This window comes from Rhodococcus sp. CH91, assembly GCF_022554085.1.
GTDB lineage: Bacteria > Actinomycetota > Actinomycetes > Mycobacteriales > Mycobacteriaceae > Rhodococcus.
In genome coordinates this window covers 348491-367258 of the sequence record NZ_JAKFYR010000005.1, presented here as the reverse complement: position 1 = coordinate 367258, position 18768 = coordinate 348491, and the positions used below count along the sequence as shown (strand labels likewise).

Sequence of the window (18768 nt, the reverse complement as noted above, 5' to 3'; positions counted from 1 at the left end):
ACGCATCCACCGACCGTCTGATCACCACCTACCGGCACATGCGCGACGAGCGGTGACCGGTTTCGGTCATGCCGCCTTCGGATCGGACCAGGCCGTGGTGGTCCGGACCCGGCCGTGCGTATCGACGAGACGTGCAGCGAGGTCGTACTGCTCGAGCCACGACAACGCGCCGATCCCCCGCTGCAGTGCCGTGGCCGCGGCTGCGTCGGCCCACACCGCGTCGGGGGCGATCACCGTGACGATCCGCCATCGGTCCCGAGCCGTGACGTCGCCGATGTGCGACGTCGCGACATCGTTGACGTGTGATGCGATCGCGGAGCCGGGCGGGAGTTCGACCGCTCCCCGGTCCGGAAGCGGCACCTGCCAGCCCCCGGCCGGAGAGCGACCGGCGGTGGCCACGACCGAATCGATGCGCACGAGCACCCCGCACCCGAGCAGACTCGTGACGAGCGCCGCGGCGTAGTCGACGGTGTCCGCGACGGCCGTCGCCCCGAGTTCGAGGTTGACACCGAACGGCGCCAGCACGGTATCGCCGTCGATCTGTACGTCGAGATAGGTCGGGATCGGGTGGATCGGCGGGATCGCATCGGCGTCGAGGGAGGTGTCGTCGGAGTCGAGCGGAGTAACGGCTCCGCCCGTCATCCGGGCCGCCCACAGGGCCGAACGCAGCATCGACGCCAGGCGCGGGCTCATCGTGACCGGCGTGCCCTGGGCGAGGTTGACGGAATGGATCTCGGCGTCGCCCCGGCGGCTGTCGCTCACCGCCGCGGATTCGGCGACGACGCCGCGCACGATCATGCGGGCACGGTGCAGCGCATGCGGTTCGGTCACCGCGAGTGCGATCTTCCGGTCCCACTCCCACCATTCGTTGCTACCGGTCATGACGGGCACCACCCGTGGTCGAGTCCTCGGACGACGTAGTCCAAGTATGCCTGCGGCCACCGACACGCGACGGTGACGGTCGAGCCGCCCAGGGCCGGCCGGTCAGATCCGAGCGAGGACGGCCGCGGTGTCCACGCCGGTCGGTAACGTCCCCATCGCGATGCCCCAGTCGTGGTCGAGTCTGCTGCGGCAGAACGCGTCGGCCACCGCCGGGTCGCCGTGCCGGACGAGCTGTGCGCCCTGCAGGACCAGAGCCATGAGCTCCACGACCCGCCGAGCCCGGTACTGGGCGTCCTCGAGGTCGGCGAGTTCCTTACCGACACGGGAGACGGCCGAATCGAGCCGCGGATCGGCGCCCTCGGCGAGCCGGACCTCGGCGAAGAACGCGTCGACGGTGTCGGGTTGCCGGGCCATGGCACGCAGCGCGTCGAGTGCCGCGACGTTGCCGGATCCCTCCCAGATCGACATGAGCGGCGCTTCGCGGTACAGCCGCGGCATCCCCGATTCCTCGGCGTAACCGTTGCCGCCGAGACATTCGAGCGCCTCGGCCGCCACCGCGGGTGCCCGCTTGCACACCCAGTACTTCGTGACGGCCAGCGCGATGCGGCGCAAGGCGGCCTCCTGCTCGTCGCCGGCCGCGCGATCGGTGGCCCCGGCGAGGCGCATCATCATCGTGGTCGCCGCGTCGGATTCGACGACGAGGTCGGCGAGCACGTTGCGCATGAGCGGCTGATCGACGAGCAGCGATCCGAACGCCTTCCGATGCCGCGCGTGGTGCACGGCGCGCAGCGCCGCGACCCGCATGTTGACCGCGGACCCGATGACGCAGTCCAGCCGGGTCATGTTCACCATCTCGATGATGGTGTTCACCCCGCGCCCCTCGGGACCGACGAGCCACCCGATCGCGTTCTCGTACTCGATCTCGGAGGAAGCGTTCGACTTGTTGCCCAGCTTGTCCTTCAGGCGCTGGATGCGGATCGGGTTGCGGGTGCCGTCGGGCAGTACCCGCGGCAGCAGGAAGCACGACGGTCCGTGCTCGGTCTGCGCGAGGGTGAGGAACAGGTCGGACATGGGTGCGGAGGTGAACCACTTGTGCCCGACGATGGTGTAGATGCCGTCGTCGTTCGGTGTGGCCGTGGTGGTGTTGGCGCGGACGTCCGAGCCGCCCTGCTTCTCGGTCATCGACATTCCGGCGATGAGTCCCCGCTTGGTGGACGGCTCCCGGAGCCCGGCATCGTAGTGCGGTGCGGCGAGCAGCGGTTCGTACCGCTCGGCCAGTTCCGGAGTGTGCCGCAGCGCGGGGATCGCCGCGTAGGTCATCGAGATCGGGCACATGTGCCCGGCGTCGGTGTGCCCCCACGCGTAGAACTTCGCGGCGCGGGCGACGTGCGCGCCGGGACGCGGGTCGCGCCACGGCGCCGCGTGCAGGCCGTGCTCCACGGCGACGGTCATCAGATCGTGCCAGTGCGGATGGAACTCGACCTCGTCGATGCGGTGGCCGTAGCGGTCGTGCGTGTGCAGCACGGGCGGATGTTCGTTCGCGAGGCGTCCCCAGTCCTGGGCACGTGTCGCGCCGGCGAGGACGCCGAGTTCGCGGACCTCGTCCTCGGCCCAGGCCGCCCCCTCGCGGTGGAGTCCTTCGAGCAGTGCCCGATCGTCGGCGGCGGCGTACGGGACGAGGTCCGGTACCTGGTTGAACACCTCGTGGGTGGCGGGGAACTTCACGATGTCACTCCTGACACGATGTCGGTGCGGGTCGCAGATATCCGGCCGCCCGCAGGGCGAGGGCGACGAGATCGGGGACGGTGGACGCGGTCGCCCCCTCGCGGAGGCGACCATCGGCTGCGCCGCGGAGACGACCATCGGCTGCGCCGCGGAGGCGACCGGTGAGGACCTCGCCGACCGCTCCGACGAGCGCGGCGGCGGTGAGTTCGACGTCCTGCTCGGGGAATTCACCGGTGCCGATCCCGTGGTACACGGCACCCGCGAAGGCTGCCGCGAAGGCACGTCGCAGTACGAGCCGTTCGGCGTCGACGGCAGCGTCGACGGGTTCGGCGAGCAGCGCGTAGGCGAGGACGGGATTGCGCAGGGCGCGGCGGGCGAAGGTGCCGACCACGGCGCCCACGCGTTCGGCGCCGGTCCCGTGTGCGGCTGCGGTCGTCACGGCCTCGACCTCCCGGGTGCACAGTTCCCGGAAGATCCGCACCATGAGATCGGACTTGTCGACGTAGTGCCGGTAGACACTGCCCGTCGCGACGCCGGCCCGTTCGGCGACCGCCGAGACCGACAGTCCGCTGTAGCCGCGCTCGCCGAGCAGGCCCACTGCTGCAGCCGCGATCGCGTCGCGCTGCGCATCGAGCCGTTCCTGCACTGCGGGAGTCCGCCGGTACGCCACACCAAGGATTGAACTCCTGTTCACTGCTTCGGTCAACGGTCGACGCTACGGTCGGAACTGTGAATCGATTGAGCGTGGTGGACGAGATGTTCCTCCATCGTCACAAGGGGACCGGCCTGCCGTCGGTGATGCAGGGACTGTGGCGTACCGACGAGACCGTCGACGCGACGTTGTTGCTGTCGTTGCACGACGTGCTGTCCGAGGGACCTCTGGGACGCCGTGTGGTGCGCCCACGACTGCCGGGGGCCCGCCCGCGTTTCGAGCCGAGTACGCATGTCTATCCGCTGCGTTATCCCCCGACGCCGATCCCCGACGACGAACTCCTCCGCTGGGCCGACGAGCACGCGAATGTGAGCGTCGATCCGGAACTCGGTCCGGGCTGGGCTCTCGCCGCCGCCCACCTGACCGGCGGAGGCACCGCACTGTCGATCGTGTGTTCCCACGTCCTGACCGACGCGCGAGGCTTCGTCCGCGCGGTCGCCGACGCCCTCGCCGATCGGCCCCGGCGGCCGGATCCCCGCCGCAACTCCGACCTTCGGGACGCGATGCAACTGATCCGCCGGGTGGGCCGGGGTCTGCGCGGTGCGCGCTACACACCCCGCCCGGAGAAGCCTCCCGCATCCAGAACCGTGCGAATGCCCCCGCGCACCGTCGTCTTCGATATCGAGTCCGCCGTCTGGAACAGGGTCGCGAAGGCGGCGGACGGCACTCCGAACGCCCTGCTGCTCGCGGTGTCCACCGGCGTGGCGCGGCGTGCCGGGCTCGCCTTCCCGCTGCGCATATCCATTCCCGTGGACGATCGTGGGGGCGGGACCGTCTCCAACGGCGTGTCGATGGTGGGGATCTCCCTCGACGAAGGCGACACCGTCGCCGAGATCCGCGCGCGCGCGTCGCAGGCCTATGCTCGGCCCCGCGAGGGAGCCCCGCACAACATGCCCGCCGAGATCCTGCAACTCCTCCCCGATCGGTTCGCGGCCCGCGTGTCGCAGGGGGCCGGTGAACGGGATCTTTTGTGTTCCAACATCGGACGGGTCCCCACCGAGCTCACCACGCTGGGGCCCTATCGCGCCACCGGGATCGCGATGCGCGCCATGCACCCGGGGCTCGACGTACACCCGGCCCGCACCGCGACCCGGTTGTCGGTGTATTCCTGCCACACCGACCAGCGGTACACGCTGGCATTCGTCGCTCTCGATGAGGAGCACTTCCCGGACAGGTCGACACTGCACGCCCATGTCCGGACGGAACTCTCGGAACGAGGACTCGAACCGCGCTCCTGGTGACGTCGTCCCGCGGTCCGGCGCGCACAGCCGGACCGCGACGGCCCGGGGTCACGTACAGTGCGACAGATGACGTCCGAGACCCTCGTCACATATACGGACGGAGCCGTCCGCGGCGCCCGCCTCGACGACCTCCTCACCTGGCGCGGCATCCCGTACGCCGCTCCCCCGGTCGGTCCCCTGCGCCTGCGCGCCCCGCAGCCGGTCGAGCCGTGGGCGGGCGTGCGCGACGCGACGAAGTTCGGCAATGCCGCCTCCCAGCACCCGCGCGGGGTCGCGACCGGCCGCCGCGGGGTGCGCATCCGCCCCGACGAGGACTGTCTCACCCTCAACGTGCTCGCCCCCGCCGGGCGGGTACACACCCCCCGCCCGGTCCTGGTGTTCCTCCACGGTGGCGCGTTCACCCTCGGCACGAGCGCGTTGTCGATCTACGGCGGCGAATCGCTGGTCCGTGACGGCGACGTCGTGTACGTCTCGGTCAACTACCGGCTGGGGGCACTGGGCTACCTCGATTTCGGAGTCTTCTCGAACGATTCGGTGCGCTTCGATTCGAATCTGGGATTGCGCGACCAGGTGGCGGCCCTGGAGTGGGTGCAGCGCAACATCGCGGCGTTCGGTGGCGACCCCGGCAACGTGACGATCTTCGGTGAATCGGCAGGCGGCACATCGGTGACGACCCTGCTCGCCACGCCTGCCGCGCGCGGACTGTTCTCCGCCGCGATCGCGCAGAGCCCGGCCCCGAATCTCGTGGTCACCGCCGAACGGTCCGCGGAATGGGGCCGGAAGTTCGTGGAGTTGCTCGGCGCCGAGCCGGACTCGGCCGCGCAGGCACTCCTCGACGCGTCCCCGGCCGATCTCGGACGCATCGGTTCACGGCTGGGTTCGCAGGTGCTACGCGCGACACCCGGACTTCACCCCTTCGGCCCGGTCGTCGACGGTGATTTCGTTCCGGTCCAGCCGCTCGAGGCATACGAGACGGGAGCCGCGCACCCGGTTCCGCTGGTGGTGGGCACGAACGACCGGGAAGGGGCGCTGTTCCCGAAGTTCCTCGACGCGCTGCCCACCAATCCCCAGCGGATCGACGCCCTGTTCGCGGCCACCGACCCGGGGGCGAAGGATCGCATCACAGCGGCCTATCCGGGATATCCGAACGAGCGGGCCGCGATCGATCTCGGCGGCGATCTCACGTTCTGGTATCCCTCCGTGCAGATCGCGGAGGCTCACTCCCGCTTCGCACCCACCTACATGTACCGATTCGATTTCGCGCCGCGACTCCTGAAATGGACGGGCTTCGACGCCACGCACGCCGTGGAGTTGCTCGCGGTCTTCGGCCAGGCCGACGAACCGGCGGGTCGCGCACTCACGGCGCTCGGCGGCCGGCGCGGCCTGCGCACGGTCTCGGCGGCGATGCAGAGGCAGTGGCTCAACGTCGCCCAGCACTCGGAACCGTTGCCCTCATGGCCGATCTACGACGAAAAATCCCGCGCCACAGTCATTTTCGACGAGGTGACGCGTGTCGAGTACGATCCGCGCCGCGATCGCCGGCTCGCCTGGGAGGGTTACCGCGGATACGCCACCGCGGCGCCCGCTCTGTGAGCGCGGCTACTTGGTGACGGTGAGCAGGAAGGCCACGTCCTCGATGGCGCTGACGCTGTGCCGCACGGGCGGGATGACGATCAGATCGCCCGCCGAGCCCTTCCACAGGTCGTCGCCGGCGACGAGCTGCAGCTGACCCGACAGCACCTGCAGGGTGGCCTCCCCCGGGCTGTCGTGCTCGCCGAGTTCGCGGCCCGCGAGCAGCGCGACGACGGTCTGCCGCAGATGCTTGGTATGCCCACCGAAAACCGTCTGCGAGCTGCGCCCGCTGCTGGACGTCGCCGCGAGTTTGAGCTGCTGCCGTGCCATGGCGGTCAAGGAGAGCTTGTCCATGTACCGCAGTATGGCTCATACGCCGGGGTGAGAACTCAGCTTCGCGAGTACCGGATCCAGCGGAAGCCGATTCCCTTCGCGGACACCTGCCGTTCCCCTGTCTCCACGGCCGACCATTCCGGCCCGATCGGAGGCGCGGTCGCGTCGCCGTCGATGTCGAGGTCGACCTCGGTGACGAGCAGCCGCGTCGCGAACGGCATCGCCTGCGCGTAGATCTGGCCGCCACCGATCACCACGACCTCGCCGTCACCGGCGAGTGCCAGCGCTTCGTCGAGGCTCGTCGCGGTCTCGGCTCCTTCGGCGGACCACTCGCCGTTGCGGGTGACGACGACGTTCCGGCGCCCCGGTAGCGGCCGGAACCTCGGCGGCAGGGAATCCCAGGTGAGCCGGCCCATGATCACCGGTTTTCCCATCGTCGCGTCCTTGAAGAACGCGAGATCCTCAGGGATGTGCCACGGGATCGTGTTGTCGCGGCCGATCACACCGCCCCGCGCCTGGGCCCAGACGAGAGTGACCTCGCGCATCAGACGGCCACCGGCGCCTTGATCGCCGGATGGTGCCGGTAGTCCACGACCTCGACGTCCTCGTAGCGGTAGTCGAAGATCGAGTCGCGGCGGCGCAGCTTCAACGTCGGGTACGGATACGGCTCGCGACCGAGCTGCTCGGTGACCTGTTCGACGTGATTCGAGTAGATGTGGCAGTCACCGCCGGTCCAGACGAACTCCCCGAGCTCGAGACCGGTCTGCTGCGCGACCATGTGGGTGAGCAGGGCGTAGCTGGCGATGTTGAACGGAACGCCGAGGAACATGTCGGCGCTGCGCTGGTAGAGCTGGCAGCTGAGCTTGCCGTCGGCCACGTAGAACTGGAAGAAGGCGTGGCACGGCATCAGCGCCATCTTGTCGAGTTCGGCGACATTCCAGGCGGAGACGATGATGCGACGGGAATCGGGATTGCTGCGCAACGTCTCGATCACCTGGCTGATCTGGTCGATGTGCTGTCCGTCCGGTGTGGGCCACGAGCGCCACTGCACCCCGTAGACCGGGCCGAGATCGCCGTCCGGTCCGGCCCACTCGTCCCAGATCGTCACACCGTGCTCCCGGAGCCACTGCACGTTGGAGTCGCCGCGCAGGAACCACAGCAGTTCGTAGACGATGGACTTCAGATGCACCTTCTTCGTGGTGATCAGCGGGAAGCCCTCGGAGAGGTCGAAACGCATCTGGTGACCGAACAGGCTCCGGGTGCCGGTTCCGGTGCGGTCCGCCTTCTCCGCTCCGGTCTCGAGGATCAGGCGCAGGAGGTCTTCGTAGGGCGTCGACACAGTCACGAGGGCAGTCTATCCGTGACCGAATCGTGCCCGTCGGCACCCGAGACGGCCCCTGCGACCGTAGCCTGGTCCCATGCCCGAGCTCCCCGAGGTGGAAGCACTCGCGGTGTTCCTGCGCGAGCATGCCGTCGGCAGCGTCGTCGGACGCATAGACGTGGCGGCGCTGAGCGTGCTGCAGACCGCCGACCCGCCGATCACCGCGCTGCAGGGACGCGACATCACCGGCGCCGTGCGGTTCGGGAAGTTCCTCGCGATCGAGGCATCCGGTCTGCACCTGATCACCCATCTGTCCCGGGCCGGGTGGCTCCGATGGCTCGACGAGCCGTCGCAGACTCCCCCGAAACTCGGCCGCGGGCCGCTCGCCCTGCGGGTGCACCTGTTCGCACCGGACGCGACCACCCCTGCCTTCGATCTCACGGAAGCCGGCACGAAGAAGCGGCTGGCCGTGTGGATCGTCGACGATCCGCGGAAGGTGCCGGCAATCGCGCGCCTGGGCCCCGACGCGCTCGCCGTCACGCGCGACGAATTCGCCGCGCTCCTGACCGGCAGCACCGCGCGACTCAAGACTCTGCTCACCGACCAGAAAACTCTCTCCGGTATCGGCAACGCCTATTCGGACGAGATCCTCCACGTCGCGCAGCAGTCGCCCTTCGCGACCGCCGGCCGGCTGACCGAGCACGAGGTGACCGCTCTCTACGGGGCGATGCGGTCGGTCCTCACCGATGCCGTGACCCGCTCCGTCGGTCAGGACGCGGCGCGGCTCAAGGGCGAGAAACGCTCGGGCCTGCGCGTGCACGCCCGTACCGGGCAGCCGTGCCCGGTGTGCGGAGATCTCGTCCGCGAGGTCTCCTACACCGATCGCTCGTTCCAGTACTGCCCCACCTGCCAGACGGGTGGGAAGGTTCTCGCCGACCGTCGACTGTCGCGCCTGCTCAAATAGGCCGCGCCGTGGAAGTCCGCGATCGTGTACGGGAGAGCGTCCGGACTCTCTGGCACCCGGATACTTCGCGTTCGTCATGGCCGGTGGCATCGTCTCGATCGGTCTTCACCTGCGAGGATTCCACGCGGCCTCGATGCTGATCCTGAGCGTCACCGCGGCGGGATTCGTGGGGCTGCTCGGATTGTCGTCGTGGCGGCTGCTCGCCTTCTCCCGGGAGATGCGCGCCGACCTGGCCGATTCCGGACGTGCCTTCGGATTCTTCACGTTCACCGCCGCGGGCAACGTGCTCGGCGTACGGCTGATGATGGAGGGATGGCACGCTCCCGCGGCGGTGCTGCTCGTCGTCGCCGCTCTGCCCTGGCTGGTGCTCGGATACGTGATCCCGTGGACGGCCGTCCTCGGCACCACGGAGCGCCCGGTGCTCGCGAAGGCCGACGCGCTCCCCTCGTCGACGTGGTCGGCGCCACGGAACTGTGGGTCGCGGTGGCGGTCTGGGTCGTTGTCTTCGTGGGGATGCTGCATCGCATATGGACGCGGTTGTTCCGTCCCGCCCGGATCAGCCTGCCCGATCGAGGATCCGTTCGGCCCGCGAGCGGGCTCGCCCGACTTCGCCGTACCAGCGCACCGCGAGGACGACGGCGATCGCCACTCCCACTGCGTCGCCCCCGTAGTACATCAGCTGGGCACCCGCCTGCAGATCGGACGCCTCGAACACCGTGCCCGGAGGCGGATGCGCGTACAGCATCTTGGCGAGCACCGCATGGGCCGCACCCGCCGCGAGCAGCACCACCGCGAGATACGGGAGTCCGTAGCGGCGCCGGAGAGGATCGAGGCGGCAGATCGCGAAGGTGAACAGCATCCCTGCCGCGAAGACGTGCACGTGGACGAGGGTTGCGACGAGGGCGTCGTCGTGCATCGTGGCGAACAACGGCGTGCGGTAGAGCACCCACAGTCCACCCATGTCCAGAATCGCCCCGACGACCGGCACGGTGAGCAGTTCGGCCGGTCGCGAGTGCAGCACGGTGAGCAGCCCGCTGCGCGCCCGGCCTGCCGGGACGGTCCTCAGCAGCAGCGTCACCGGTCTTCCCAGCACGATCAACAACGGACCGACCATCCCGACGAGCAGGTGATCGGCCATGTGGGACGTGAAGGGACCGCCGGGCAGGGACACCACGGCCGCCACCGCGACGGCACCGGCACCCGCGGCGACACTCGCGTCCCGCCGGCGAGGCCAGACGTCACCACGTCGGCGCAGTCGTGTGGCGGCACGAACGTAGAGTGCGACGCCTGCCGCTGCCACGACGAGGACGACGAAGGCGAGCGGGCCGGGTCCGGCCACGGTGTGCGCCGAATGGTCGTGCACCGAAAGCTCCTATCCGTCCGCGCGGGCACCGCCGGGCGAGTCCACACGAGTGCCCGCCTGCACCTCACGCCGCGCCGACCACCACAGCACGGCGCCTGCCACCAGAAAGGCGAGCGCACCCCCGATCCACGCCAGGTCGTAGGGCAGGATGTGGACGTCGTAGCGGATCTGGTGGATGCGGAACACCTTGTGGTTGATCAGACCGTCGAACAGCTGGAATCCTCCTGCCCCGAGAAGCAGGGCGGCCCAGAAGTGCCGGCGCGCGAAGGCATGGCGGCGACGAACATCCGCGAGCAGGGTGAAACCCGCTACCAGGATCAGCAACTCGGCCGTGTGCAACAGTCCGTCGGAGGCGAGACCGAGCGCCGGGGTGGACCGGTCGTAGAAATGGTGCCAGCCCAGAATCTGATGGAAGACGATCTCGTCGGCGGCGGCCATCAGCGCGACACCGAGCAGGGCACCGCTGATCGCGGAGTGCCGCACCGAGATTCCATCTCGAGCTCGGCCGGGTCGTCCGTGCGCTCCCCCGGAGCGCGCTGTATCGGTCATCGCCCTTCCTCATACGGCACCGAGCCTGGTTGCTTCGAACGCGACGCGGGTACCCGAGCGATCATGTTGAGAAACGCACTGTGGGAAGGCCTGGTGGCAGGGGCCGTCGGCGTCGCCGCCATGACGGTCGGCGAGAAGATCGAGCAGGCGGTCACGGGGCGGCCGAATTCGCACGTGCCGGGTCGCGTACTCGCACGCCTGACGGGCGCCTCCGAATCGGCCGGAAAGCACTCGACGTCCCTGAACCTGGCGATGCACTTCGGTCAGGGAGTCGCACTCGGCGTGCTGCGGTCGATCATGGCCGATGTGGGACTGCGGGGGCCGCTCGCCTCGGCGAAGTTCACCGTCGTGCGGCTGACCAACGACCAGATTCTCGAGAACGCGACCGGTGTGGGGGCGCCACCGGAGACGTGGCCCCGCAAGGAACTGGTGATCGATCTTCTCCACAAGAGTGTCTACGGCTTCGCCACCGGGATGGTCGCCGATGCGCTCGCGGCGCGTCGTGGCCCCGGCCCGGGCGGGCGGCATGCCGCACTCGTGCCCGGCCGTCATTCCGATGTGGGACCTCTGCCCCGCAGCGCATCGTGGGGTCGCTGACGAGGAGCGCAGGCAAGAGGGACAACCGCGCTGCCCCGCGAGGGCCGCCGAGTCGCGGCGGCTACCGTACCGGGGTGAGCGTCGAACCGCTGGACTCCGGCACCGTGCGCGGCCACCTGCATCTGCCCGCCGGCGGTGCACGAGGTGCCGTGGCGCTGACGCACGGGGCCGGCGGCGACTGCGACGCGCGGATCCTGCAGCTGATGTGCGCCCGCTTCTCCGAGAGCGGCTTCCTGGCGTTGCGCTACGACCTGCCGTTTCGCGTGCGGCGACCGAAAGGTCCTCCCCAGGCCTCCCGCGCCGGCGAGGATCGGGAGGGTGTGACCCTGGCGGCCGCAGCGCTGCGCGAACGGGTCTCCGGCCCCCTCCTGCTCGGCGGTGTCTCCTACGGCGGCCGGCAGACGTCGATGCGCGCAGCCGAGGAGCCCGGGATCGCCGATGCTCTCGTCCTGCTGTCCTATCCGCTCCATCCCCCGGGCAAGCCCGAGAAGGCGCGCACCGAGCACCTGCCGGAGATCACGATGCCCGCGGTCTTCGTGCACGGCGACCGCGACCCCTTCGGCAGCCTCGACGAACTGCGCGCGGCACTCGACCTGGTTCCCGCGCCCACGAGCCTGGTGGAGGTCCCCGCCGCGGCGCACGACCTGAGCCGGGCGAAGACCGACCCGTCGGACGCCGCTGTGTCCGCCGCCCTGCAGTTGCTGGAGGCAACGACGTCATGACCCGCGCCAGCGACATCGCTATCGACACCCTGCTCGCCGAATTGCGCGACCGGCTCGACGACACGGTCACCACACCCGAGACACTTCGCGGACTGCTCGAGGCAGTGCTGGTCGTGGGCTCCGGGCTCGAACTCGATTCGATGTTGCAGCGGATCGTCACCGCCGCCACAGCTCTGCTCGACGCCCGCTACGGCGCCCTGGGTGTACGTTCCGCCGACGGTGGCCTCTCCGAGTTCGTCTACGTCGGAATCGACCCCGAGCAGCGCAGCGTCATGGGCCATCTGCCCGAGGGACGGGGCATCCTCGGCCTGCTGATCAACGATCCTCGCCCCGTGCGCCTGGGTGATCTGTCGGAGCATGCCGCGTCGATCGGTTTCCCTCCGAACCACCCACCGATGAAGAGTTTCCTCGGGACGCCGATCATGGTGCGCGGAAAGGTGTTCGGCAGCATCTACCTCACCGAGAAGCTCGGCGCTCCGGAGTTCACCGAAGAGGACGAGATCATCCTCAAGGTCTTGGCGACCTCGGCGGGCATGGCGGTCGACAACGCCCGGTTGTTCGAGGGCTCGCTGACCCGCGAACGGTGGCTCACGGCAATGGCATCGATCAACGCGCGATTGCTGGTCGGTGGATCCGTGGACGAGACCCTGTCGATGCTCACCGGCCAGGTCCGCGAACTCGCCCGGTGCGCCGGGGCGTACGTCGTGCTCGTCGACGGCAACCACGGCGTCCTGCGCGCAGCCTCCCCCGAACTCCCGTGCAGCTCCGGTGTCCGCTACGACCTCACCGGATCCGCCGTGCTGCACGCCCTCAGGAGCCGGCAGGCCGTGCAGGTCGACAGCCTCGAGGGATTCCCCTCGGCAGGGCGGGGAGACGTGGGACATGCCGTGGTGCTGCCCCTGTCGGCCACGTCGACCGTCACCGGCGTGCTCATCGCGACACGCGAGGCCGGCACCGAGCCGTGGGATGACGAGGACGTGGCGCGCTTCGAATCGATGGCGAATCTTGCCGCCGTCGCTCTCGAATTCGCCGAGCAGCAACGCAAGAAGCGACTGCTCGACGTGCTCGCGGACCGTGATCGCATCGCACAGGACCTGCACGACAACGTCATCCAGCGTCTGTTCGCGACGGGCATGAGCCTGCAGAGCGCGACCGCGGAAGGTGTGGGAACCGAGCGGGTCGTGGAAGTGGTGCAGCACGCGATCGAGCAACTCGACCGGACGGTCCGCGAGATCCGCACGACCATCTTCGATCTGCACACGACCGGTGCCGCGGCGTCGAGCAGTCTGCGGCGCCGGCTCCTCGACGTCGTCGGCGATCTGAGCGTGCATTCGCCGGTGACTCCGAACGTGCAGTTCGTCGGACCTATCGACACCATGGTCCCGATGCGCATCCATCCGCACGCGGAAGCCGTTCTGCGCGAAGCGCTCAGCAATGCGTTGCGACACTCGCAGTCGGAGAACATCCTGGTGGCGGTGTCCGTGCAGGACGACTTCCGCATCGAGATCGCCGACGACGGTACGGGGCTGCCCGACACCCCGCGCCGAAGCGGCCTGACGAATCTCGAGCGCCGCGCCCAGCAGTGCGGCGGGTCGTTCGAGATCGGTCCGGGCGAGGGTGGCGGTACCCGTGTGCTCTGGCGGGTGCCGATCTGACGACCACCTCCGTCAGGATGCGCTGTTGCCGCGCTCCTTACGGAGTTCCGTCGCGAGCACGGCGGCCTGGGTACGCCGCTGCATGCCGAGTTTCGCGAGAAGTCGCGAGACGTAGTTCTTCACGGTCTTCTCGGCCAGGAACAGCCGATCGGCGATCTCCCTGTTGGTCAGTCCCTCGCCGATGAGTTCGAAGACGGCGCGCTCCTGCTCGGACAGTTCTGCGAGCGGATCGGCGGTGCGGGACGCGCGGATGCGTTCCATCAGAGCAGCGGTGGCACGGCTGTCGAGGAGCGATCCCCCCTCGCCGACGGTGCGGATGGCGGAGACGAGGTCGGTGCCGAGGATCTGCTTGAGCACGAATCCGGAGGCACCCGCCATGATCGCGTCGAACAGGGCCTCGTCGTCGGCGTACGAGGTGAGCATCAGGGCGCGCAGTTCCGGCATGCGGGCACGCAGCTCGCGGCACAGTTCGACGCCGTTTCCGTCGGGCAGCCGCACATCGAGCACCACGACGTCGGCACCGCTGTCGGGTACTCGCGTCAGCGCCTCACCCACCGAGGCGGCCTCACCGACGACGGTGAAGTCGGGCACGCTGCTCAGCAGATCCACCAGGCCGCGTCGCACGATCTCATGATCGTCGACGAGGAACACGCGGGGCATGTCGGGCACCTTTCGTTGGCCGTCTGTCCGGCCATTCTCCCAGGTGTACCGCGCGACCCATCCCCGCGGGGCCGTTCGACGCACAGATCAGGACCTTCTCCCCCTGCCCCCGGCGTTCCGCATGGGCGACGCTGGATGCACCGCGCGTATACGTGCGGTGATCCAGCGGACGAGGAGGATGCCGTGACTGTCGATGCCGGAACCTGGTCCATGGGGGATACCGAGATCATCGCCCGAGCAGTGGTCGAAGCACCCTCGGTCCACGACACGCAACCGTGGAATCTGCGTCTTCCCGATCACAGTGCAGAACTGGAGGAACGCCTCGAGTTCGCCGAGCCCGGGCCGGATCCACTGCGCGCCGACCGGTTGATCTCGTGCGGTACGGCACTGGCCAACCTCGAACTCGCGATCCGGGTCCTCGGGAACCGGGCCCGCACGACGGTGCTGCCCGACCCGCATCGCCCCGAACTCGTCGCCCGGATCGAGACACTCGGTCCGAGCACTCCCACGAGCCGCGATCTGCGGCTGTACGCGGCGATCTCGCATCGGCGCAGTCACCGCGAGTCGTTCGCCGACATCCCGGTGCCGGCGGAGACCCTGGCCGACATCGTCGCCGCTGCGGGCGAGGTGCCGGAGGTGCACGTGCGCCTGCTCGCCGCCGACGAGGCCACCGCGCTCGCGCACGTACTCGCGTATGCGGCGGAGGCCCGGCGCCGTTACCCGCACTACCAGCGCGAGATGTTCTCGTGGACCTCCCACTGGCAGCCGCGCGGTAACTCCGAAGTGGTCACGACATGGAACGCGACCCTCGACGAGGCCGGTGCGGCGGGAAAGGCACTGGTCACCACGGATGTGCCCGACACCGATTCCCTGGCAGCGGCGATCGCGCGCGAATCGGTGCTGCTGTTCTCCGCCCCGTCCTCGTCACCGGCCGATCTGGTGCGCGTCGGCGCGGCGGTCGAACGTGCGTGGCTGGCGGCGGTCGACGCCAGGCTGTCCGCCTCGGTACTCACGCATCCTCTGCGGGTGGAGGACGCCGGAGCCCGGCTCGCCGAGATGCTCGACCTGCCGGAGCCGCCGCTGGTCGTCCTGCGCGTGGGTTTCTGAGCCGACGAGAGAGGTCAAGAGGTAACGATGAGCGCACCGACGGAGGATCCCGTCCACGACCCCACGCGGGATCTGTTCCACACGGCCTTGGACATGGCGCAGGCCGCCAAGGCCGGCAACGTCTCCGGCTGGCTGGCCGCCCGGTACGCGAGCGGACGTGCCGAGGACGTCACCTTCCTGCTCTCGCAGATGCTCGGCGTGCTCATCGAGAACGCGGCGATCAGCCGCGGTGTGCACCCGGCCGACGCGTGGAGGGAACTGCGCGAGCAGGGCGTCGACGAATTCGGCTGACACCCTGCTCGCCCGGTCAGTCCTCGGTCTGCTCGGAGCGCACCACGAGGACCGGGCAATCCGCGGTCTGGATCAGCGCGTTGCTCGTCGATCCGAGCAGCAATCCCTTGAAGCCGCCGCGTCCACGGGTTCCGACCACCAGAAGCTGTGCGGCCTCGGCATATTCACTGAGCACACGCACCGGCCGATCACGTGCGACCACCCGCTCGACGGTGACGTCCGGGTACCGCTCCCGGTAGCCGGCGAGCCGCTCGGCGAGCACGATCTCCTCGCCGGTCTGGATGCGGCTCCAGTGCGGATCCTCCGGGACCGCTCCGAGCGACGGCTGGACGCTCACATCGCTCCACACGTTCACGGCGACGAGCGTCGCCCCGCGTGCGGAGGCTTCCTCGAAAGCGACCTCCACGGCGTCCCGGCACGAGATCGATCCGTCGACGCCGACCACGACGGGTCCTTCGGCGGGCGGAGCGCCGTCCAGGGTGCGTCCCCGCACCACGACGACCGGTGCCGGGGAGTGCGAGACCACAGCGGTGGAGACCGAACCCGCGAGCAGGCCCTTCACCTCGCCGAGTCCGCGCGAACCGACGACGAGCCGGTCCGCATGTTCGGCTTCCGCGAGAAGCCTGGGAACGACCTTGCCTTCGAGTTGCTCGGTGGTGACCTCGACCTGTCCGTGACGGTGCTCGTCGACGATCTGCCGGGCGAGCACTGCCGCGCTCTCGAGCCGGTCCCGGGCGGTCGCCTTCATCTCCTCGTGGAAGCTGTGCGCGAGGTACGGCTCGGAGTAGTAGAAGGCGGGGATGTGGACGACGGTGACGATGCGCAGCGGCAGGCCGCGAATCGCGGCCGCTCGCGCCGCCCAGTTCACCGCAGTGGTGGACGCGTCGGATCCGTCGACGGCCACGACGATCGGCTTGGTTTCGGTCATCGCACGCGGAACCTTTCTCGGTGGGTCAGCTGCAGATCTGCCGCAACTGCTCGATCAATCGCACACGACCGGCGGTGTCGGCCGCGAGGGGTGTGACGTTGAGGGTGGTGACCCCGGCCTCCGCGAAGGCTGCGACCCGTTCGCGGACGAAACTCTCCGGGCCGATGAGCGAGATCGCGCGGAGCAGTTCGACGGGCACGGCCGCAGCCGCCTCCTCCTTCTTCCCCGCCAGATACAGCTCCTGGATGGCCTCGGCCTCCTTCGCGTATCCGTACCGGATCGCGAGATCGTTGTAGAAGTTCTTGCCCTTGGCACCCATTCCGCCGACGTAGAGGGCGACCATGGGACGGACCCAATCGAGCATGTGCTCGACGTCGTCGCCGATGGCGAGTGCGGTCTGCGCGTAGATCTGCAGGTCACCGAGAGCGGGATCGCGCTTGGCCTTACCCTTCGCGATCGCCTCGCCCCACACGTCCGCCGCCTTCTCCGGGTAGTAGAACAACGGCTGCCAGCCCTCGGCGATCTCGGCGGTCATCTCGACGTTCTTGGGGCCGAGCGAGGCGATGACGATCGGAATGCGCTCGCGCACAGGATGGTTGATGAGCTTGAGAGGCTTACCGAGGCCCGTGCCGAGTTCCTCGGGCAGCGGGATCTGGTAGTACTTGCCCTGGTGGTCGACCTTCTCGCGGCGCCACACCTTCCGGCAGATATCGACGATCTCGCGGGTCCGGCCGAGCGGAGCGTTGTAGGGAACACCGTGGAAACCCTCGATGACCTGCGGCCCGGATGCGCCGATACCGAGGACGAACCTGCCGTCGGACACGTAGTCCAGGCCGGCCGCCGTCATCGCGGTGAGCGTCGGTGTACGGGTGAACAACTGGAGGATTCCGGAGGCGAGTTCCACCCTGCTGGTCTTCGCCGCCAGGAAGCCCAGCTGGCTCACCGCATCGAAGGAATATGCCTCCGGCACGAACACGATGTCGAGGCCGGCCTTCTCCAGCTCGGCCACCTCGGCGACGGTCTCCGCGAAGCCCCCGCTGTAGTTCAATCCCATTCCGATGCGCATGCGCCACCTTCGTCCTGCTGCACCCACCCGGGCGCTCGTCCACGTGCACCCGAACCCTACCGCCGTCAGGACACCTCCGGGCGCACGACCATCACGGGGCAGTGCGCTTCGCGCAGGAGCGCATTGCCGGTGGAACCGAGCACCAGTCCGGCGAAACCGCCCCGGCCGCGGGTTCCCAGTACGACGAGCTGGGCTTTCTCACTCCACGCGCGCAGATGGGCGCGTGGACCGTCGATGTAGATCTCACGATGCACCGTCACGTCCGGATACCGTTCGCCGTATCCGGCGAGGCACTCCGAGAGGAGCGAGTGCTCGTACTGTTCGAATGCCCGCGGGTCGAAGTCGAGCGGCGACTCCTCGACCGCCCCGACCTTCAGATCGCTCCAGACATGGACGGCGACGAGGTCCACCCCACGCCATGCGGCTTCTTCGAACGCCAGGCCGACCGCACCGCGGCTCGCCGGACTGCCGTCCACACCGGCGACGACGGGACGGTCGTCGGGGGCGGGCACCTCCGGACCACGCACCACCACGACCGGACATGCGGCGTGGCCGGCGACCGAGACGGGAGTGGAGCCGAGGAAGGCCTCCCCGATTCTGGTGCTGCCGGTAGCCCCGAGCACGATCATCCGCGACGTGCGAGAGAGTTCGACGAGCCATTTCGAACTGCCGGTGAGGGCGAGTTCACGGGTGATATCGATACCCGGAGCGACGGCCTCCGCGACCTGTGCGGCGTCCTCCAACAGCGACTCGGCCTCCGCCTCGCTCCATTCGAAGACCTGAGAGGGGCGGAAGAAGGGGAGTTTCGTCCATCCTGACGGCGCGAAGTCCACCGCGTGGACCAGATGGAGTGAGAGCGCGCGTCCGGATGCGGTGGCTGCCGCCCACCGCACCGCGCGCTCGGAGGCCGGAGAACCGTCCACCCCGACCGTCACGTGGTCGTGATCGCGGGGCGCTTCACCGAGTGGTTTCACACTCCCGAGGCTAGCCGCCTTCCGCCCGTCCGGATACGGACTTTGGTCATCACACGAGATGCCCTTGTGTGCAACGGTTTTCCGAAGAAGAGATCTGCGACACATT

At 69.0% G+C, this 18768-nt stretch carries 21 protein-coding genes; 8 read left to right on the top strand and 13 right to left on the bottom strand.

What is annotated here, in order from left to right; all coding sequences use genetic code 11:
• Positions 1 to 66 precede the first annotated feature (66 nt).
• The 3 genes from MOM01_RS12940 to MOM01_RS12930 form a co-directional block, all read right to left on the bottom strand.
• Entirely contained in the window at positions 67 to 882 is an 816-nt protein-coding gene (locus MOM01_RS12940) for an FAD:protein FMN transferase (protein ID WP_241385826.1), read from the bottom strand.
• A gap of 102 nt (positions 883 to 984) precedes the next feature.
• Positions 985 to 2607, bottom strand: coding sequence for an acyl-CoA dehydrogenase family protein (locus MOM01_RS12935; RefSeq protein WP_241385825.1), 1623 nt, complete (start codon positions 2605 to 2607; stop codon positions 985 to 987).
• Positions 2608 to 2611: 4 nt separating this feature from the next.
• The gene (locus MOM01_RS12930) at positions 2612 to 3277 is read right to left on the bottom strand and encodes a TetR/AcrR family transcriptional regulator (protein ID WP_241385824.1); all 666 of its coding nucleotides are present in this window, start codon (positions 3275 to 3277) and stop codon (positions 2612 to 2614) included.
• Between the two features lie 59 nt (positions 3278 to 3336).
• On the opposite strand from MOM01_RS12930, the gene MOM01_RS12925 reads away from it, so the two are divergent.
• Both MOM01_RS12925 and MOM01_RS12920 read left to right on the top strand, forming a co-directional pair.
• A complete protein-coding gene (locus tag MOM01_RS12925) occupies positions 3337 to 4560 on the top strand; it encodes a hypothetical protein (protein WP_241385823.1) in 1224 nt (407 codons plus the stop codon).
• A gap of 66 nt (positions 4561 to 4626) precedes the next feature.
• The gene (locus tag MOM01_RS12920; protein WP_241385822.1) at positions 4627 to 6153 is read left to right on the top strand and encodes a carboxylesterase/lipase family protein; all 1527 of its coding nucleotides are present in this window, start codon (positions 4627 to 4629) and stop codon (positions 6151 to 6153) included.
• A gap of 6 nt (positions 6154 to 6159) precedes the next feature.
• Here MOM01_RS12920 and MOM01_RS12915 read toward each other — a convergent pair whose 3' ends face one another.
• Genes MOM01_RS12915 through MOM01_RS12905 form a run of 3 tightly spaced genes read right to left on the bottom strand, consistent with a single transcriptional unit; the run spans position 6160 to position 7810 of the window.
• Positions 6160 to 6486 carry a cupin domain-containing protein gene (locus tag MOM01_RS12915; protein ID WP_241385821.1) on the bottom strand — a complete coding sequence of 109 codons (327 nt, stop codon included), beginning with the start codon at positions 6484 to 6486 and terminating at the stop codon, positions 6160 to 6162.
• A gap of 35 nt (positions 6487 to 6521) precedes the next feature.
• The gene (locus tag MOM01_RS12910) at positions 6522 to 7010 is read right to left on the bottom strand and encodes a dihydrofolate reductase (RefSeq protein ID WP_241385820.1); all 489 of its coding nucleotides are present in this window, start codon (positions 7008 to 7010) and stop codon (positions 6522 to 6524) included.
• Complete coding sequence (locus tag MOM01_RS12905) at positions 7010 to 7810, bottom strand: thymidylate synthase (protein WP_241385819.1); 801 nt, start codon at positions 7808 to 7810, stop codon at positions 7010 to 7012. Before MOM01_RS12905 ends, MOM01_RS12910 begins: the two co-directional genes overlap by 1 nt.
• 73 nt (positions 7811 to 7883) lie before the next feature.
• Between MOM01_RS12905 and MOM01_RS12900 the strand changes: the two genes are divergently transcribed.
• Positions 7884 to 8750, top strand: coding sequence for an Fpg/Nei family DNA glycosylase (locus MOM01_RS12900; RefSeq protein WP_241385818.1), 867 nt, complete (start codon positions 7884 to 7886; stop codon positions 8748 to 8750).
• A gap of 105 nt (positions 8751 to 8855) precedes the next feature.
• Here MOM01_RS12900 and MOM01_RS12895 read toward each other — a convergent pair whose 3' ends face one another.
• The 3 genes from MOM01_RS12895 to MOM01_RS12885 are packed head-to-tail and all read right to left on the bottom strand — an operon-like array spanning position 8856 to position 10596.
• The gene (locus MOM01_RS12895) at positions 8856 to 9272 is read right to left on the bottom strand and encodes a hypothetical protein (protein ID WP_241385817.1); all 417 of its coding nucleotides are present in this window, start codon (positions 9270 to 9272) and stop codon (positions 8856 to 8858) included.
• 34 nt (positions 9273 to 9306) lie between these two features.
• A complete protein-coding gene (locus MOM01_RS12890; RefSeq protein WP_241385816.1) occupies positions 9307 to 10113 on the bottom strand; it encodes a cytochrome c oxidase assembly protein in 807 nt (268 codons plus the stop codon).
• Between the two features lie 9 nt (positions 10114 to 10122).
• Positions 10123 to 10596: a DUF2243 domain-containing protein gene (locus MOM01_RS12885; protein WP_241385815.1), complete on the bottom strand. Its 474-nt coding sequence runs from the start codon at positions 10594 to 10596 to the stop codon at positions 10123 to 10125.
• 129 nt (positions 10597 to 10725) lie between these two features.
• On the opposite strand from MOM01_RS12885, the gene MOM01_RS12880 reads away from it, so the two are divergent.
• The 3 genes from MOM01_RS12880 (at position 10726) to MOM01_RS12870 (ending at position 13636) form a co-directional block, all read left to right on the top strand.
• Positions 10726 to 11259, top strand: coding sequence for a hypothetical protein (locus MOM01_RS12880; protein ID WP_241385814.1), 534 nt, complete (start codon positions 10726 to 10728; stop codon positions 11257 to 11259).
• Between the two features lie 74 nt (positions 11260 to 11333).
• Positions 11334 to 11981: an alpha/beta hydrolase family protein gene (locus tag MOM01_RS12875; protein ID WP_241385813.1), complete on the top strand. Its 648-nt coding sequence runs from the start codon at positions 11334 to 11336 to the stop codon at positions 11979 to 11981.
• On the top strand, positions 11978 to 13636 hold the full coding sequence (locus tag MOM01_RS12870) for a sensor histidine kinase (RefSeq protein ID WP_241385812.1): 1659 nt from the start codon (positions 11978 to 11980) through the stop codon (positions 13634 to 13636). Before MOM01_RS12875 ends, MOM01_RS12870 begins: the two co-directional genes overlap by 4 nt.
• A 12-nt stretch (positions 13637 to 13648) precedes the next feature.
• Here the strand turns inward: MOM01_RS12870 and MOM01_RS12865 are convergent, their stop codons facing one another.
• The gene (locus MOM01_RS12865) at positions 13649 to 14296 is read right to left on the bottom strand and encodes a response regulator (RefSeq protein WP_241385811.1); all 648 of its coding nucleotides are present in this window, start codon (positions 14294 to 14296) and stop codon (positions 13649 to 13651) included.
• Between the two features lie 183 nt (positions 14297 to 14479).
• Between MOM01_RS12865 and MOM01_RS12860 the strand changes: the two genes are divergently transcribed.
• Positions 14480 to 15403, top strand: coding sequence for a nitroreductase family protein (locus MOM01_RS12860; RefSeq protein WP_374112297.1), 924 nt, complete (start codon positions 14480 to 14482; stop codon positions 15401 to 15403).
• Between the two features lie 27 nt (positions 15404 to 15430).
• On the top strand, positions 15431 to 15694 hold the full coding sequence (locus MOM01_RS12855; protein ID WP_241385810.1) for a hypothetical protein: 264 nt from the start codon (positions 15431 to 15433) through the stop codon (positions 15692 to 15694).
• A gap of 16 nt (positions 15695 to 15710) precedes the next feature.
• Here the strand turns inward: MOM01_RS12855 and MOM01_RS12850 are convergent, their stop codons facing one another.
• From MOM01_RS12850 to MOM01_RS12840, 3 genes are all read right to left on the bottom strand, one after another.
• Complete coding sequence (locus MOM01_RS12850) at positions 15711 to 16622, bottom strand: universal stress protein (protein ID WP_241385809.1); 912 nt, start codon at positions 16620 to 16622, stop codon at positions 15711 to 15713.
• A gap of 25 nt (positions 16623 to 16647) precedes the next feature.
• Entirely contained in the window at positions 16648 to 17688 is a 1041-nt protein-coding gene (locus MOM01_RS12845) for an LLM class F420-dependent oxidoreductase (protein WP_241385808.1), read from the bottom strand.
• 65 nt (positions 17689 to 17753) lie between these two features.
• On the bottom strand, positions 17754 to 18662 hold the full coding sequence (locus tag MOM01_RS12840) for a universal stress protein (protein ID WP_241385807.1): 909 nt from the start codon (positions 18660 to 18662) through the stop codon (positions 17754 to 17756).
• Positions 18663 to 18768 lie beyond the last annotated feature (106 nt).

Coding starts and splice junctions, on each gene's coding strand:
- MOM01_RS12940 (WP_241385826.1), bottom strand. CDS start 882: ATGACCGGTAGCAACGAATGGTGGGAGTGGGACCGGAAGATCGCACTC.
- MOM01_RS12920 (WP_241385822.1), top strand. CDS start 4,627: ATGACGTCCGAGACCCTCGTCACATATACGGACGGAGCCGTCCGCGGC.
- MOM01_RS12915 (WP_241385821.1), bottom strand. CDS start 6,486: ATGGACAAGCTCTCCTTGACCGCCATGGCACGGCAGCAGCTCAAACTC.
- MOM01_RS12910 (WP_241385820.1), bottom strand. CDS start 7,010: ATGCGCGAGGTCACTCTCGTCTGGGCCCAGGCGCGGGGCGGTGTGATC.
- MOM01_RS12900 (WP_241385818.1), top strand. CDS start 7,884: ATGCCCGAGCTCCCCGAGGTGGAAGCACTCGCGGTGTTCCTGCGCGAG.
- MOM01_RS12895 (WP_241385817.1), bottom strand. CDS start 9,272: ATGCAGCATCCCCACGAAGACAACGACCCAGACCGCCACCGCGACCCA.
- MOM01_RS12880 (WP_241385814.1), top strand. CDS start 10,726: ATGTTGAGAAACGCACTGTGGGAAGGCCTGGTGGCAGGGGCCGTCGGC.
- MOM01_RS12870 (WP_241385812.1), top strand. CDS start 11,978: ATGACCCGCGCCAGCGACATCGCTATCGACACCCTGCTCGCCGAATTG.
- MOM01_RS12865 (WP_241385811.1), bottom strand. CDS start 14,296: ATGCCCCGCGTGTTCCTCGTCGACGATCATGAGATCGTGCGACGCGGC.
- MOM01_RS12855 (WP_241385810.1), top strand. CDS start 15,431: ATGAGCGCACCGACGGAGGATCCCGTCCACGACCCCACGCGGGATCTG.
- MOM01_RS12850 (WP_241385809.1), bottom strand. CDS start 16,622: ATGACCGAAACCAAGCCGATCGTCGTGGCCGTCGACGGATCCGACGCG.
- MOM01_RS12845 (WP_241385808.1), bottom strand. CDS start 17,688: ATGCGCATCGGAATGGGATTGAACTACAGCGGGGGCTTCGCGGAGACC.